A 13475-nucleotide genomic window follows, 5' to 3' on the forward strand; every position below is an offset into this window, starting at 1 on the left:
TGGGCACGTGGACAAGGAGAGAACTCGTGGACGACGTTCTGCGGCGCGCCCCGCTCTTCGCGGCGCTTGACGACGAGCAGGCTGCCGAGCTGCGTGCCTCCATGACGGAGACGACGCTCGCGCGGGGTGAGGCCCTGTTCCACGAGGGCGACCCCGGGGACCGGCTCTACGTCGTGATCGAGGGCAAGGTCAAGCTCCACCGCACCTCCCCGGACGGCCGGGAGAACATGCTGGCCGTGCTCGGCCCCGGCGAGCTGATCGGCGAGCTGTCCCTGTTCGACCCGGGCCCCCGTACGGCCACGGCCACGGCGCTGACCGAGGTCAAGCTCTTCGGCCTGGGCCACGGCGACCTCCAGCCCTGGCTGAACGCCCGCCCCGAGGTCGCCACCGCGCTGCTGCGCGCCGTCGCCCGGCGTCTGCGGCGCACCAACGACTCGATGTCCGACCTGGTCTTCTCCGATGTGCCCGGCCGCGTCGCCAAGGCGCTGCTGGACCTGTCGCGCCGCTTCGGCGTGCAGTCCGAGGAGGGCATCCACGTGGTGCACGACCTCACCCAGGAGGAGCTGGCCCAGCTCGTCGGCGCGTCCCGCGAGACCGTCAACAAGGCGCTGGCCGACTTCGCCAGCCGCGGCTGGCTGCGGCTGGAGGCCCGCGCGGTCATCCTGCTGGACGTGGAGCGGCTGGCGAAGCGCTCGCGCTGAGCGCGCCGGCCCCTCCCCTTCGGGGAGCAGCCCGGAGCCCCGGAGACCCCGGCTCCCCCCGAGACACAGCCCGGAGGCACGGCCCGTCACACCAGGCCGTGCTCCTCCAGGTACTCCAGCTGCGCCCGCACCGACAGCTCGGCGGCGGGCCACAGCGAGCGGTCCACGTCCGCGTAGACGTGCGCCACGACCTCCCCCGGCGTCCGGTGCCCCGCCTCCACGGCCGTCTCCACCTGCGCCAGCCGGCTCGCCCGGTGCGCCAGGTAGTACTCGACGGCCCCCTGCGCGTCGTCCAGCACCGGCCCGTGCCCCGGCAGCACCGTGCGCACGCCGTCGTCCACGGTCAGCGAGCGCAGCCGCCGCAGGGAGTCCAGGTACTCGCCCAGCCGCCCGTCGGGGTGGGCCACCATCGTCGTGCCGCGCCCCAGGACGGTGTCGCCGGTCAGCACCGCCCCGTCGGCGGGCAGATGGAAGCTGAGCGAGTCCGAGGTGTGCCCGGGCGTGGGCACCACCCGCAGCTCCAGGCCGCCCGTGGTCACCACGTCCCCGGCCGCCAGGCCCTCCTCCCCCAGCCGCAGCGCCGGGTCGAGGGCGCGTACGGCCGTCCCCGTCAGCGCGGCGAAGCGGGCGGCTCCCTCGGCGTGGTCCCAGTGGCCGTGGGTGAGCAGCGTCAGCCCCACCCGCCGGCCCGACCGCTCGACGGTGTCGATCACCTGGCGCAGATGCCCCTCGTCCAGCGGGCCGGGGTCGACGACGACCGCCAGCGGCGAGTCCGGCTCGGCGACGATCCAGGTGTTGGTGCCGTCCAGTGTCATCGGCGAGGGGTTCGGCGCCAGCACGCACACCGCGCGGGCGGTGCCCGTGCCGTCGATGGCGCCGCCGCGCGGCTGCCCGGGCAGGGCGGCGGCGTCGGTCACGGCGCACCCCCCGCCGTCCGCCGGGCCGCCGGCACGTGCTTGGTGAACTCCTCGTGCCCCGGCCAGCTCAGCACCACCCGCTGCCCGCCGGATCCGTCGTCCTCCAGGCTCGCCCGGGCCAGTACGGGCGTCAGGTCCCGCTCCCCGGAGGCCTCCAGCGCCGCGGCGGCGCCGGTGTACGGCACGAGCTGCCGCAGGGTGGCGATCGTCGGGGGCATCATCGTCAGCTCGCCCCGGTCGTAGGCGGCGGCCGCGTCCGCCGGGCGGATCCACACCGTGCGGTCGGCCTCGCCGGAGACGTCTCGGGTGCGCTGCCCCTTGGGCAGGGCGGCGACGAAGAACCAGGTGTCGTAGCGCCGTGCCTCGAACTCCGGGGTGATCCAGCGCGCCCAGGCGCCCAGCAGATCGCTGCGCAGGACCAGCTCGCGGCGGGTGAGGAACTCGGCGAAGGACAGCTCGCGGGCCACCAGGGCGGTGCGGTCCGCCTCCCAGTCCTCGCCGGTGGTGTCGGCGACGACCGTGTCCGGGTCCGGGCCGGCCAGCAGGACGCCCGACTCCTCGAAGGTCTCCCGCACGGCGGCGCACACGACGGCCTGCGCGACCGCCTCCTCCACCCCGAGCCGCCGCGCCCACTCCTCGCGCGCCGGGCCGGCCCAGGCGACCGCGCCCTCGTCGCGGGGGTCCACACCGCCGCCGGGATAGGCGTACGCGCCCGCGGCGAAGGCCATGGAGGCGCGCCGGCGCAGCATGTGGACGGACGGGCCGCCCCCGGAGTCCCGCAGCAGCATCACGGTCGCCGCCCGGCGCGGGGGCACGGGCGTGAGCCGCCCCTCGGCCAGGGCGCGGATGCGCTCGGGCCACTCGGGCGGGTACCACTGCCCGTCGCGCGGGGGCTCGGACGGCCTGGCGGGAGACGCGGATGACGGCGGCGTTGACGGCATGGCCGGATCGTACGGCCGCGGGCCGCGATGTTCGAGTGCGGACCTCGAACACCGCGGACACCGCGGACACCGCGGACACCACGGCCGGCCGCCCGGCGGCTCAGTGCGCCAGCTCGACCTGGATCTCGACCTCGACCGGCGCGTCGACCGGCAGCACCGCGACGCCCACCGCGCTGCGCGCGTGCACGCCCCTGTCGCCCAGCACCTCGCCCAGCAGCTCGCTGGCGCCGTTGACCACACCGGGCTGGCCGGTGAAGTCCGGAGCGGAGGCGACGAAGCCGACCACCTTGACGACCCGGGCGATCCGGTCCAGGTCGCCGGCGACCGACTTCACGGCCGCCAGGGCGTTCAGCGCGCAGATCCGGGCCAGCTCCCTGGCCTCCTCCGGCGTCACCTCGGCGCCGACCTTGCCGGTCACCGGCAGCGCGCCGTCGACCATCGGCAGCTGGCCGGCGGTGTACACGTAGGAGCCGGAGAGCACCGCCGGGACGTACGACGCCAGCGGCGCCACCACCTCCGGCAGGGTCAGCCCCAGCTCCGCGAGCCTGGACTCGACCGAACCGCCCGCCTCGCTCACTGCTTCTCCCGCTTCAGGTACGCCACGAGCTGCTCCGGGTTGTTCGGGCCGGGCACCACCTGGACCAGCTCCCAGCCGTCCTCGCCCCAGGTGTCCAGGATCTGCTTGGTCGCGTGCACGAGCAGCGGTACGGTCGCGTATTCCCATTTCGTCATGGGGCCGACCTTAGCCCGTGCCCCGCGGCCCGCCCCGCGCCCTCCCCCGGTGTTCCACGGTGTCCCCCGTCGTCCCGGTCCGCCTCCGCCGGAGCCCGGGCGCACCTCCATGGCCCATCCGCACGAGTACTCCCCCCGTCCGGTGGTTAGGCTCCGAAGGGTGAGCAGGCTGCATGTGGTGACCGGCAAGGGCGGGACCGGAAAGACGACGGTCGCCGCCGCACTCGCGCTCGCCCTCGCCGAGGAGGGCAGACGCACACTCCTGGTGGAGGTCGAGGGGCGGCAGGGCATCGCCCAGCTCTTCGAGACCGAGGCGCTGCCGTACGAGGAGCGGAAGATCGCCGTGGGGCCGGGCGGCGGCGAGGTGTACGCGCTGGCCGTCGACGCGGAGAAGGCGCTGCTGGACTACCTGCAGATGTTCTACAAGCTCGGCGGGGCGGGACGCGCCCTGAAGCGGCTCGGCGCGATCGACTTCGCCACCACCATCGCGCCCGGCGTGCGCGACGTCCTGCTCACCGGCAAGGTCTGCGAGGCGGTGCGCCGCCGCACCCGCGCCGACGGCTTCGTCTACGACGCGGTGGTCATGGACGCGCCGCCCACCGGCCGGATAACCCGCTTCCTCGGCGTCAACGACCAGGTGGCCGGGCTGGCCCGGGTCGGACCGATCCACAACCAGGCCCAGGCCGTGATGCGGGTGCTCAAATCCTCCGAGACCGCCGTGCACCTGGTGACCCTCCTGGAGGAGATGCCCGTCCAGGAGACCGTGGACGGGGTCGCCGAGCTGCGCGCCACCGGGCTGCCGGTCGGCGGCGTGTTCGTCAACATGACGCGGCCGGCGGTACTGGACCGGGCGGCGGTGCGGGCCGCCGAGGAGTCCCGCACTGAGATCGCCAAGGCGCTCTCCCGGGCGGGCCTGGGCGGTGCGCGGCGCGGCGGCAGGGCCGAGCAGCTGATCGGCCCGCTGCTGCGCCAGGCCCACGAGCACGCCGAGCGGCTGGCGCTGGAGGGCGAGCTGCGGTCGGAGATAGCCGGGCTGGAACTGCCCGCGTACGAACTGGAGCTGCTGGCCGAGGGCGCCGACCTGCCCGGCGTCTACCTGCTCGCCGGCGAGCTGCGTGAACAGATGCGTGAACAGGGGGCGGCGAGGTGACGGTACGGACGGCCGAGACGGGCAGCACACAGGCGCGGCCCCGGACACAGGCGCACGGACAGGCGCACGGACAGGCACCCGGGCTGGGCACGCTTCCGGTGCTGGACGTCGACGCGCTGCTCGACGATCCCGGCACCCGGATCGTGGTCTGCTGCGGCGCGGGCGGCGTGGGCAAGACGACGACGGCCGCGGCCCTGGGTGTACGCGCGGCCGAGCGCGGCCGGAAGGTCGTCGTCCTCACCATCGACCCGGCCCGCCGGCTGGCCCAGTCGATGGGCCTGACCGAGCTGGACAACACCCCGCGCCGGGTCGAGGGCGTCGACGGCGCGCCGGGCGGCGAGCTGCACGCGATGATGCTCGACATGAAGCGGACCTTCGACGAGATCGTCGAGGCCCACACCGACCCCGAGCGGGCCCGCGCGATCCTGGAGAACCCCTTCTACCAGTCGCTGTCGGCCGGCTTCGCGGGGACGCAGGAGTACATGGCCATGGAGAAGCTCGGCCAGCTCCGCGCGGGCGACGAGTGGGACCTGATCGTCGTGGACACCCCGCCGAGCCGTTCCGCGCTGGACTTCCTGGACGCGCCCAAGCGCCTGGGGTCGTTCCTGGACGGGCGGTTCATCAGGCTGCTGACGGCTCCGGCGAAGGCCGGCGGCCGGGCGGGGATGAGGTTCGTGAACCTGGGCGTGTCCGGGCTGTCGGTGTTCACCGGGCTGCTCAACAAGCTGCTGGGCACGGGGCTGCTGCGCGACATGCAGACGTTCGTGGCGGCCATGGACACGATGTTCGGCGGCTTCCGCACCCGCGCCGACGCCACGTACCGGCTGCTCCAGGCGCCGGGGACGGCGTTCCTGGTGGTGGCGGCCCCGGAGCGCGACGCGCTGCGCGAGGCGGCGTACTTCGTCGAGCGGCTGGCAGCGGACCGGATGCCGCTGGCGGGACTCGTGCTGAACCGCATGCACGGCAGCGAGGCGGCCCACCTCAGCGCGGAGCGGGCGCTGGCGGCCGCGGAGAATCTCGAGGAGGACGACATCGCCGGTCTCCCCGAGGACTCCCCCTCGGCTCCCGCGACGGCCGAACGGCTGGCCGCGGGCATGCTGAGGCTGCACGCGGAGCGGATGCACGTCCTGGCGCGCGAGCGGCGCACGCGCGACCGCTTCGCCGCGCTGCACCCGGAGGTGCCGGTGGCCGAGGTGGCCGCGCTGCCGGGCGATGTGCACGACCTGGAGGGGCTGCGGGCGATCGGCGGACGTCTGGCGGAGCAGCCCGGCGTCGAGCCCGCCTAGCGCCGCCGGCGGCCGTACCGTCGGCCCTGCCGGTCTCCCGGCCGCCGCCATGGGCGTCTCCGCCGAAGGCGGTGTCCCGCCGGACCCTGCCGAGAGCCCGTGGCCCGGAGCCGGAGAACGGTTTCAGCCCGCGGCGGCGTAGTCGCCGCTGTAGCGCCGCGCCTCGTGCTCGCGCATCTCGACCTCCACGGGCAGCAGGCCCGCGCTGCGCTCGTACTCGGTGCGCGCGGTCTCCAGCAGCCGCCGCCAGGAGGTGACCGTCGGGCGGCGGCGCAGCAGCGCTCTTCGTTCCCGCTCGGTCATCCCGCCCCAGACTCCGAACTCCACACGGTTGTCCAGGGCGTCGGCCAGGCACTCGGTGCGCACCGGACATCCGGTGCAGACCGCCTTGGCGCGGTTCTGCGCCGCCCCTTGTACGAACAGTTCATCCGGATCCGCAGTGCGGCAGGCCGCCTGCGCGCTCCAGTCGGTAACCCAGCCCATGCCGGCGCCGTCCTCTCCCGAATCGAGGCTCCCCCACGGCGGCAGACGGCATATTCACCGCTGCCAGGGCAGGACGTTACGGAAGGTGGCCAGGGCGCAACACCCCCGACGGGCCCAATCTTGAATGGCCCGAACGGACTATGCGTGCGTGGCAGATCACCCAACGGAGTGACTGAAGAATGACTTCGACCCCTCGCCCCAAAACGGGCATTGGGCGCATATCCCAAGAGGCCGGGACTGGATGTTTCCTGACACCGGATTGCAATTCGGTCACATCTCAACACTCGATGGAGTGAACCGTGAGTTGACAAGGAACCGAACGACCGTGTCAGACGTGATACAGCGTAGGCGAACACACGCACACCTGTCCGGCGATTGAGAACGTAGGCTGCCCTCATGCCAAACAAGCGCTCGGGTGGCGGGCTGTCCGGGACCCAACAGGCCGCCAAGTTCCTCGGCGTCAGCGTGCTCTCGGGAGCGGTGCTGGCGGGTATCGCGCTGCCCGTGGCCGGCGGCCTCGGGCTGGCCGCCAAGGGCACCGTCGAGAGCTTCGACGAGATCCCCATGGACTTCAAGCGCCCCCCGCTCAGCCAGAAGAACCGGATCCTCGACTCCGAGGGCAACCTGATCGCGACCGACTACTACCGCGACCGCACCGTGGTGCCGCTGAAGAAGATCAGCCCCACCATGCGGAAGGCGATCGTCGCGATCGAGGACTCCCGCTTCTACGAGCACGGCGCGATCGACCTCAAGAGCGTGATGCGCGCTCTGAACAGGAACGCCCAGCAGGGCGAGGTCGCCGAGGGCGGATCCACCCTCACCCAGCAGTACGTCAAGAACGTCTTCGTGGAGCAGGCCGGCGACGACCAGGAGAAGGTCGCCGAGGCCACCCAGCAGACCATCGGCCGCAAGATCCAGGAACTGAAGTACGCGATCAGGATCGAGGAGGAGCTCAGCAAGGAGCAGATCCTCGAGAACTACCTCAACATCACGTTCTTCGGCCAGCAGGCTTACGGCATCGAGGCCGCGGCCCGGCGCTACTTCTCCAAGAACGCCGCCGACCTGGAACTCCACGAGGCCGCGCTCCTGGCCGGGCTCGTCCAGTCCCCCACCTACTACGACCCCGTCAACTACCCCGACCGGGCGGTCAAGCGCCGCAACATCGTGCTCAACCGCATGGCCGAGACGGGCGCGGCCGGCAAGGCGGACGTCGCGGCGGCCAAGAAGAAGGACCTGGGCCTCAAGGTCAGCAAGCCCAGGAGCGGCTGCATCACCGCCACCGACAAGGCGGGCTTCTTCTGCGACTACGTCCGCAAGGTCATCCTGACCGACCCGGTCTTCGGCAAGACCGAGGAGGAGCGCAAGGACCTCTGGAAGCGCGGCGGCCTCACCGTCCGCACCACGCTCTCGCCCAAGGCTCAGAAGGCCGCCGCGGAGGCCGCCACCAGCAAGGTCTACAAGGACGACCCCGTGGCCGCCTCCGTCGTCCAGGTCGAGCCCGGCACCGGGAAGATCCTCTCGATGGCCCAGAGCCGCCCCTACGGCCTGGACCAGAACAAGAACCAGACCCTGCTCAACCTCGCGGTCGACAACTCCATGGGCGGCAGCACCCACGGCTTCCAGGTCGGCTCCACCTTCAAGCCGATCATCGCCGCCGCCGCGATGGCCGACGGCGTCAGCCCCGCGAGCACCTACAAGAGCGACTGGAAGACCTCCTTCAGCCTGGGGGACTTCAAGGTCTGCGGCAACAAGCCCTACGGCAGCGGCAGCTGGGATGTCCAGAACGAGCTGGAGTCCGAGAAGGGCACCTGGGACATGACCGGCGCCCTCAGCAAGTCGATCAACACCTACTTCGTCGATCTGGGCCAGAAGGTCGGCCTGTGCGACGTCGTGGAGACGGCCGGGAAGATGGGTGTCCACCTCGGCAGCGGCAAGCCCGTCGAGCAGAAGCCGGCGATACTCCTGGGCGGGCAGAACATCAGCCCGCTGACCATGGCCGCCGCGTACGCCACATTCGCCGACCGCGGCACCTACTGCTCGCCGGTCGCGATCGAGAAGGTCACCGACTCCGACGGCAAGAAGCTCCCGGTCCCCCGGACCAAGTGCGAGCGGGCGATGTCCGAGCACATCGCGGACTCCATCAACAAGATGCTCAAGGGCGTGGTGGAGGACGGCACCGGGACGAGGGCCGGTCTGACCGACCGCGACAACGCGGGCAAGACCGGTACGACGGACGGCCGCAAGGACGCCTGGTTCGTCGGCTACACCCCGAACCTCTCCACCGCCGTCTGGGTCGGCGACGACATCGGCGACCCGCAGGAGATGTACGACATCACCATCGGCGGCCAGTTCTACCCCAAGGTCTGCGGCGGCTGTCTGCCCGGCCCCATCTGGAAGACCGCGATGACCGGGGCCCTTCAGGGCGAGCCCGTCGAGTCCTTCAACGACGTCCGGGTGCCGCGGGCCGACACCGATGACAAGAAGGACAAGGGCCGCGACCGCGACGACGACAAGCCCGGCGACCGCCGTCCCGGCAACCCGTTCCCCGACATCTCCCTCCCGCCCGGCATCATCGGCGGAGGCGGCAACGGGGGCCCCGGCGGGGGCGGGGGCACCAGCACCATGGGCGGCACCACCGACGGCACCACGGTCGGCACCACCGTGGGCGGTGTGACCGGTGGCGACACCGGTGGTGACACAGGCGGCGACAGCATCGGCGCCACCTCCACCACCGGGGGCTGGGACGCAGGCGGCGGCAACGGCACGAACGGCAGCGGGGGTTGGCAGACCTCCGGCCAGGACGGCGGCTGGAACCCGCGATAGCCGACGCGGCGGCGCCGCGGCGCTCACAAATACACACGTGAACACACTGGAGGGGCCCCGCACCGGGGCCCCTCCGCCGTTCCTCCGCCTGCCCGCGGACCTTGTGTGAACCCCCGCGGGCTGACCGCGGGCCCGCGGTCAGCCCGCCAGTCGCTTCTTGACGGCGGCGGCCACCCGGCCGCCCTCCGCGCGCCCCGCCACCTTCGGGTTCACGATCTTCATGACGGCGCCCATGGCCCTCGGCCCCTCGGCCCCGGCCGCCCTGGCCTCCGCCACGGCCTCGGCCACCAGCGCGTCCAGTTCCTCGTCGGTGAGCTGCTTGGGCAGGTACTCGGCGAGCACCTCGCCCTCCGCGCGCTCCCGCTCGGCCTGCTCGGCGCGCCCGCCCTTGGCGAACGCGTCCGCCGCCTCGCGCCGCTTCTTGGCCTCACGGGTGATGATCTTCTCGACCTCGGCGTCGGACAGTTCGCGGGCGCTCTCGCCCGCCACCTCCTCCTTCTGGATCGCGGTCAGCGTGAGGCGGAGGGTGGAGGAGCGCAGCTCGTCGCGCGCCCTGATCGCCGCGGTGAGGTCGTCCTGGAGCCGGGTCTTGAGCGTGGTCATGTCGGAAGTGTGCCAGGAGGCGGTGCCCGACGCCCACCGCATTGTGCCGCGCCGCCCAGCACCCTCTCCCCCGCGCCCTCCCCCCGCATCGCCTCCGGGCCCCTTCCGTCACCCTCACCGCGTGGCCCCGGGCCCGGACCGTTCCCGCCGCCCGTGCGCCCGCGCCCCGCCCGCATGTCTGCGACGATGGGCCCATGCCTGCGCGATACCCGCTCTCCCTCAGAATCCCCCTCGGCATCACGGCGGTAGGCGCGGCCTGCCTCGCCTACTCGGCGGGCATCGAAGCCCGTTCGTTCCGCCTCAGGCGTGTCACGGTGCCCGTACTGCCGCGCGGGATGCGGCCGCTGCGCGTACTCCAGGTCTCCGACATCCACATGGTCGGCGGTCAGCGCAAGAAGCAGCGCTGGCTCCAGTCGCTGGCCGGGCTGCGGCCCGATTTCGTGGTCAACACCGGCGACAACCTCTCCGACCCGGAGGCCGTCCCCGAGGTCCTGGACGCGCTCGGCCCGCTGATGGAGTTCCCCGGCGCGTACGTCTTCGGCTCCAACGACTACTACGGTCCCCGGCTGCGCAACCCCGCCCGTTACCTGATGGAGAAGGCCAGCGGCCGACACGGCCTCAACGGCAACCCCCCGGTCGTCGGCGCCGTCCACAACCCGTGGGAGGGAATGCGCGACGCCTTCGACTCGGCGGGCTGGGTCGGCCTGTCCAACACCCGCGGCCGGATCAAGCTCGACGGCGGCGAGGAGATCGCCCTCACCGGGCTGGACGACCCGCACATCAAGCGCGACCGCTACGACGAGGTGGCCGGCGGTCCCGAGCAGGACGCGGACCTCCCCCTCGCCGTCGTCCACGCCCCGTACCTGCGCGTCCTGGACGCCTTCGCCGCCGACCGCTATCCGCTGATCCTGGCCGGTCACACCCACGGCGGCCAGCTCCGGGTCCCCTTCCACGGCGCCCTGGTCACCAACTGCGACCTGGACACCGACCGGGCCCGCGGCCTGTCCCACCACGAGGCGGACGGCCACCGTTCCTACCTCCACGTCTCGGCGGGCTGCGGCGCCAACCGCTACACCCCGTTCCGCTTCGCCTGCCCCCCGGAGGCCACTCTCCTCACCCTCATCGAGCGCCCCTGACCGCGCCCGCCGCACCTCCGCCGCACCCGGAAACCGGATTTCTCCTGAGCGCGGGCGTGGGCTAAAGTAGTCCTCGTTGCACACGGGGTGTGGCGCAGCTTGGCAGCGCGCTTCGTTCGGGACGAAGAGGTCGTGGGTTCAAATCCCGCCACCCCGACAGCCGAAACACCAGGTCAGGGGCCTGATCCGCATAGCGGATCGGGCCCCTGAGTGGTTTCCGGGGGCCGCTTGGGAGCCGACCTCGATCTCCGGCTTTCGGGCCGTGGCGTGCCGAACGGGCCGTAGGCTCTGGACGTTGCGTTGACCTGGCAACGTCCACCGCCTCGGCCAACACCACACTCCAGCCCACAATCCCAGGCGGTCAGCCCACGCGGCCTTCCCGGCTGCCAAGGAGGTTCCATGCCGTCTTCCGCGCCTGCCGCCGCATCGGCCGACCTGAGAATCGAGCCGGTCGACACCGTGCTCGACGACGTCGAGCGCTCCCTCCGGACCCGGCTGGACCGGGACACGCTGGTACGCAAGCGGCGCTCGCTGGGCGCGCGGACGGACCGGGGCACATGGGTGCGCATCGAGCGGCGCCGGATGGAGAAGATCGGCGGCCAGGGCTGGAACGGCACCGAGTGCGCGGCCGTGCTGGAAGGAGTCGCGCAGCCCCGGTGGCACCGGGCGGTGGTGTGGCGCCGGCCGGACGGTGCCGCGATGTGGCGGGCGGATGAGACCGATCTGCTGCCCGGAGCGCCGATCGGCACCAGTGTCCTGGCCTCCGACCCCGGACTGCCGGATGCGTGGTGGCGGGCGCTGAACGCCTCGCTGGACGCGCTGGCCGCCCACCGCACGAGCCGTGTCGCCACCCCGGACACCGTCACGATCACCCAGCGGGGTGTCACCGAGGCGGTCCGCCGTTTCCTGCCCGACGGCATCGATACGACGGTGAGCCGGTGGCGGCCCGCGCACGCGGACCTGAACTGGGCGAACATGACCGGTCCGGAGTTCTGCCTGTTCGACTGGGAGGACTGGGGCATGGCACCCCGAGGGCTGGATGCCGCATCGCTGTGGGGCAACTCCCTCGCCGTCCCGGCCCTGGCCGAACGCGTCCGCCGGGAGCGGCGCCGCGATCTGGAGAGCCGGGACGGCAAGCTGATGACCCTGTTCGTCTGCGCGAAGATCCTGGCCCCGGACGCCCACCCCGAGGACCCCCGCCCGGAGCCGGCACGCCGGACGACGGCACGGATCGCGGAGGAACTTCAGACCGGCTGACGGCCCACCCGCCCGCGGAGAAGCCTGAACCGCCCCGGTCTTCGCTCCAGTACTCAGTTCCATTCGATGTCGTCGACCTCGTTCAACCTACGGGACACGGCTCTGCCCTTCTAGGCCCCGTGATCGCCCCGGCCGGACGACGGGCGTTCGCGGGTATGCGCAGGAGGTGGGGAGCGGTGAAGAGTACGGTCATCGAGGCAGCGGTGCGGGGCGGGGGCCGTCACGGCGGCGGCTTCCGGAGCTGACCGGCTACCTGAGATCGATCATTCGAACAGACTGCCCGGTGGTACGGGCAATGGTTTCGAAGTCGCGGTCGTAATGCAGCAGTGTGAGTTCTGCTTCTTCCGCGGCTGCGGCCACAAGAAGGTCGACGGGTCCGGCGCTGCGGTGCTCGCCCTTGGCGGTGAGCTCACGCTGGACGACGCGGGCCCGCCGGTAGACACCGTCGGGCATGGGACACCAGGCGAACTGGTTCAGTCGGTCCTGGACGGCTTCACGGTCTTTCCCGGAACGTGCGGAGTAGAGCATCTCCAGCTCCGTCAGATCGCACAGGGCGATCAGCCCGGCGCCCATCCGCTGCTCCCATTCCTCGGTGGCCTGACGCAGCAGCATGCGAACCAGAGCGGACGTGTCGACGAGGTAGTCGGCCACGCTCACCGGGCGGAGCCGCCTCGGTAGTTGCGCTTGTCCAGGAGGAGGTCGACGTCGAGGGCGCCTTCCTCCGCCAGGTCCTGCAGTTCGTGCAGGGCGCGCAGACGGCGGTTACGGGCCACGATCTCACGCAGGGCGGTGTTGATGGTGTCCCGCTTCGTGGAGGTGCCCAGTTCCTTCGCCGCGGCTTCCAGAGCGTCGTCGTCGAGGTCGATGACGGTTCTGCTCATGAGCCCCACCTCCGTATATATTGGACCATGCATCATGATACATGATCCAATGTATACGGAGGTGGCTCACTCGACCCGTCGCGGTGAAGGTTCCTGGAGCCGTCCAGGGCCGGGACGAAGGGGGCGTGGGTCAGTCCACCTCCGCCCCGTCGGGCGGGCGGCAATGGCCACATCGCACAGCGCCTCCAGCAGGCTTCACAGAGCGGGCTGTTCGAGGGCGGCCTCCCGTACGGCTGACGAGACCATCCTGACCGGTTCGGGGTTGCGGGCCGGGCGTACGACGGCGCAGGGATGTCGGGCACGCAACCCCAGGCCCGGCATCGGGCCGACGCCGGGACCGGCCGCGCCGAAGCCCTGCGCGGTGGCGCAGTTCTCGCCTCCGACGACGAAGCCGAGGCTGAAGCCGGGCCACCGCACGGTCCCGGAGGACAGGCGATGACCTCCGGCGCTTCCCGGCGGACACGCCGGCGGGGTGTTCTGCGTTCACAACGATGGCGGGTGTTCGGGGGAGCAACGGTCGCGTGCGGCGGTGGATGGCTTGAAATCGCCGCTCCGGCAAGGATTC

At 72.1% G+C, this 13475-nt stretch carries 15 protein-coding genes and 1 tRNA gene; 7 read left to right on the forward strand and 9 right to left on the reverse strand.

Features of this window, described 5'->3' with window-relative positions:
- Positions 1 to 26: 26 nt before the first annotated feature.
- Positions 27 to 701 carry a Crp/Fnr family transcriptional regulator gene (locus CUT83_RS26830; protein WP_093657459.1) on the forward strand — a complete coding sequence of 225 codons (675 nt, stop codon included), beginning with the start codon at positions 27 to 29 and terminating at the stop codon, positions 699 to 701.
- An 86-nt stretch (positions 702 to 787) separates the two neighbouring features.
- Here CUT83_RS26830 and CUT83_RS26835 read toward each other — a convergent pair whose 3' ends face one another.
- From CUT83_RS26835 to sp36, 4 genes are all read right to left on the reverse strand, one after another.
- The gene (locus CUT83_RS26835; RefSeq protein ID WP_101258406.1) at positions 788 to 1618 is read right to left on the reverse strand and encodes an MBL fold metallo-hydrolase; all 831 of its coding nucleotides are present in this window, start codon (positions 1616 to 1618) and stop codon (positions 788 to 790) included.
- Positions 1615 to 2559 (reverse strand): NUDIX hydrolase, encoded by a 945-nt coding sequence (locus tag CUT83_RS26840; RefSeq protein WP_101258407.1) that lies wholly within the window; start codon positions 2557 to 2559, stop codon positions 1615 to 1617. The genes CUT83_RS26835 and CUT83_RS26840 overlap by 4 nt, the downstream gene beginning before the upstream one ends.
- A 100-nt stretch (positions 2560 to 2659) precedes the next feature.
- Complete coding sequence (locus tag CUT83_RS26845; RefSeq protein ID WP_206282651.1) at positions 2660 to 3136, reverse strand: RidA family protein; 477 nt, start codon at positions 3134 to 3136, stop codon at positions 2660 to 2662.
- Entirely contained in the window at positions 3133 to 3291 is a 159-nt protein-coding gene (gene sp36 / locus CUT83_RS30585; protein ID WP_003991873.1) for a Sp36 family protein, read from the reverse strand. The genes CUT83_RS26845 and sp36 overlap by 4 nt, the downstream gene beginning before the upstream one ends.
- A gap of 160 nt (positions 3292 to 3451) precedes the next feature.
- Between sp36 and bagA the strand changes: the two genes are divergently transcribed.
- A complete protein-coding gene (bagA, locus tag CUT83_RS26850) occupies positions 3452 to 4441 on the forward strand; it encodes an ATPase BagA (protein ID WP_101258409.1) in 990 nt (329 codons plus the stop codon).
- An 83-nt stretch (positions 4442 to 4524) separates the two neighbouring features.
- Positions 4525 to 5727 (forward strand): ATPase BagB, encoded by a 1203-nt coding sequence (gene bagB, locus CUT83_RS26855; RefSeq protein ID WP_101258495.1) that lies wholly within the window; start codon positions 4525 to 4527, stop codon positions 5725 to 5727.
- A gap of 123 nt (positions 5728 to 5850) precedes the next feature.
- Here the strand turns inward: bagB and CUT83_RS26860 are convergent, their stop codons facing one another.
- Complete coding sequence (locus CUT83_RS26860) at positions 5851 to 6210, reverse strand: WhiB family transcriptional regulator (RefSeq protein ID WP_101258410.1); 360 nt, start codon at positions 6208 to 6210, stop codon at positions 5851 to 5853.
- Between the two features lie 396 nt (positions 6211 to 6606).
- Here CUT83_RS26860 and CUT83_RS26870 point away from each other — a divergent pair, with 396 nt between their 5' ends.
- Entirely contained in the window at positions 6607 to 9033 is a 2427-nt protein-coding gene (locus CUT83_RS26870) for a transglycosylase domain-containing protein (protein WP_101258411.1), read from the forward strand.
- A gap of 138 nt (positions 9034 to 9171) precedes the next feature.
- Here the strand turns inward: CUT83_RS26870 and CUT83_RS26875 are convergent, their stop codons facing one another.
- The gene (locus tag CUT83_RS26875) at positions 9172 to 9636 is read right to left on the reverse strand and encodes a GatB/YqeY domain-containing protein (protein ID WP_101258496.1); all 465 of its coding nucleotides are present in this window, start codon (positions 9634 to 9636) and stop codon (positions 9172 to 9174) included.
- Positions 9637 to 9830: 194 nt separating this feature from the next.
- Here CUT83_RS26875 and CUT83_RS26880 point away from each other — a divergent pair, with 194 nt between their 5' ends.
- The 3 genes from CUT83_RS26880 (at position 9831) to CUT83_RS26890 (ending at position 12029) form a co-directional block, all read left to right on the forward strand.
- The gene (locus tag CUT83_RS26880) at positions 9831 to 10772 is read left to right on the forward strand and encodes a metallophosphoesterase (RefSeq protein WP_101258412.1); all 942 of its coding nucleotides are present in this window, start codon (positions 9831 to 9833) and stop codon (positions 10770 to 10772) included.
- An 83-nt stretch (positions 10773 to 10855) separates the two neighbouring features.
- A tRNA-Pro gene (locus CUT83_RS26885) sits at positions 10856 to 10929 on the forward strand.
- Positions 10930 to 11171: 242 nt separating this feature from the next.
- On the forward strand, positions 11172 to 12029 hold the full coding sequence (locus CUT83_RS26890; protein ID WP_101258413.1) for a hypothetical protein: 858 nt from the start codon (positions 11172 to 11174) through the stop codon (positions 12027 to 12029).
- 249 nt (positions 12030 to 12278) lie between these two features.
- Here the strand turns inward: CUT83_RS26890 and CUT83_RS26895 are convergent, their stop codons facing one another.
- The 3 genes from CUT83_RS26895 to CUT83_RS26905 all read right to left on the reverse strand — a co-directional run bounded on the left by CUT83_RS26895 (position 12279) and on the right by CUT83_RS26905 (position 13327).
- Positions 12279 to 12686 carry a PIN domain nuclease gene (locus CUT83_RS26895; protein ID WP_101258414.1) on the reverse strand — a complete coding sequence of 136 codons (408 nt, stop codon included), beginning with the start codon at positions 12684 to 12686 and terminating at the stop codon, positions 12279 to 12281.
- Positions 12683 to 12910 carry a type II toxin-antitoxin system VapB family antitoxin gene (locus tag CUT83_RS26900; RefSeq protein WP_101258415.1) on the reverse strand — a complete coding sequence of 76 codons (228 nt, stop codon included), beginning with the start codon at positions 12908 to 12910 and terminating at the stop codon, positions 12683 to 12685. The genes CUT83_RS26895 and CUT83_RS26900 overlap by 4 nt, the downstream gene beginning before the upstream one ends.
- A 195-nt stretch (positions 12911 to 13105) precedes the next feature.
- Entirely contained in the window at positions 13106 to 13327 is a 222-nt protein-coding gene (locus CUT83_RS26905; protein ID WP_101258416.1) for a type 2 periplasmic-binding domain-containing protein, read from the reverse strand.
- Positions 13328 to 13475: the final 148 nt, after the last annotated feature.

The organism is Streptomyces barkulensis, assembly GCF_002843305.1.
GTDB classification, from domain to species: Bacteria; Actinomycetota; Actinomycetes; order Streptomycetales; family Streptomycetaceae; genus Streptomyces; species Streptomyces barkulensis.

Bases quoted from the DNA above. Each gene is read 5' to 3' on its own strand.
- CUT83_RS26840 (WP_101258407.1), bottom strand. From the start codon at position 2,559: ATGCCGTCAACGCCGCCGTCATCCGCGTCTCCCGCCAGGCCGTCCGAG.
- sp36 (WP_003991873.1), bottom strand. From the start codon at position 3,291: ATGACGAAATGGGAATACGCGACCGTACCGCTGCTCGTGCACGCGACC.
- CUT83_RS26860 (WP_101258410.1), bottom strand. From the start codon at position 6,210: ATGGGCTGGGTTACCGACTGGAGCGCGCAGGCGGCCTGCCGCACTGCG.
- CUT83_RS26870 (WP_101258411.1), top strand. From the start codon at position 6,607: ATGCCAAACAAGCGCTCGGGTGGCGGGCTGTCCGGGACCCAACAGGCC.
- CUT83_RS26875 (WP_101258496.1), bottom strand. From the start codon at position 9,636: ATGACCACGCTCAAGACCCGGCTCCAGGACGACCTCACCGCGGCGATC.
- CUT83_RS26880 (WP_101258412.1), top strand. From the start codon at position 9,831: ATGCCTGCGCGATACCCGCTCTCCCTCAGAATCCCCCTCGGCATCACG.
- CUT83_RS26890 (WP_101258413.1), top strand. From the start codon at position 11,172: ATGCCGTCTTCCGCGCCTGCCGCCGCATCGGCCGACCTGAGAATCGAG.
- CUT83_RS26900 (WP_101258415.1), bottom strand. From the start codon at position 12,910: ATGAGCAGAACCGTCATCGACCTCGACGACGACGCTCTGGAAGCCGCG.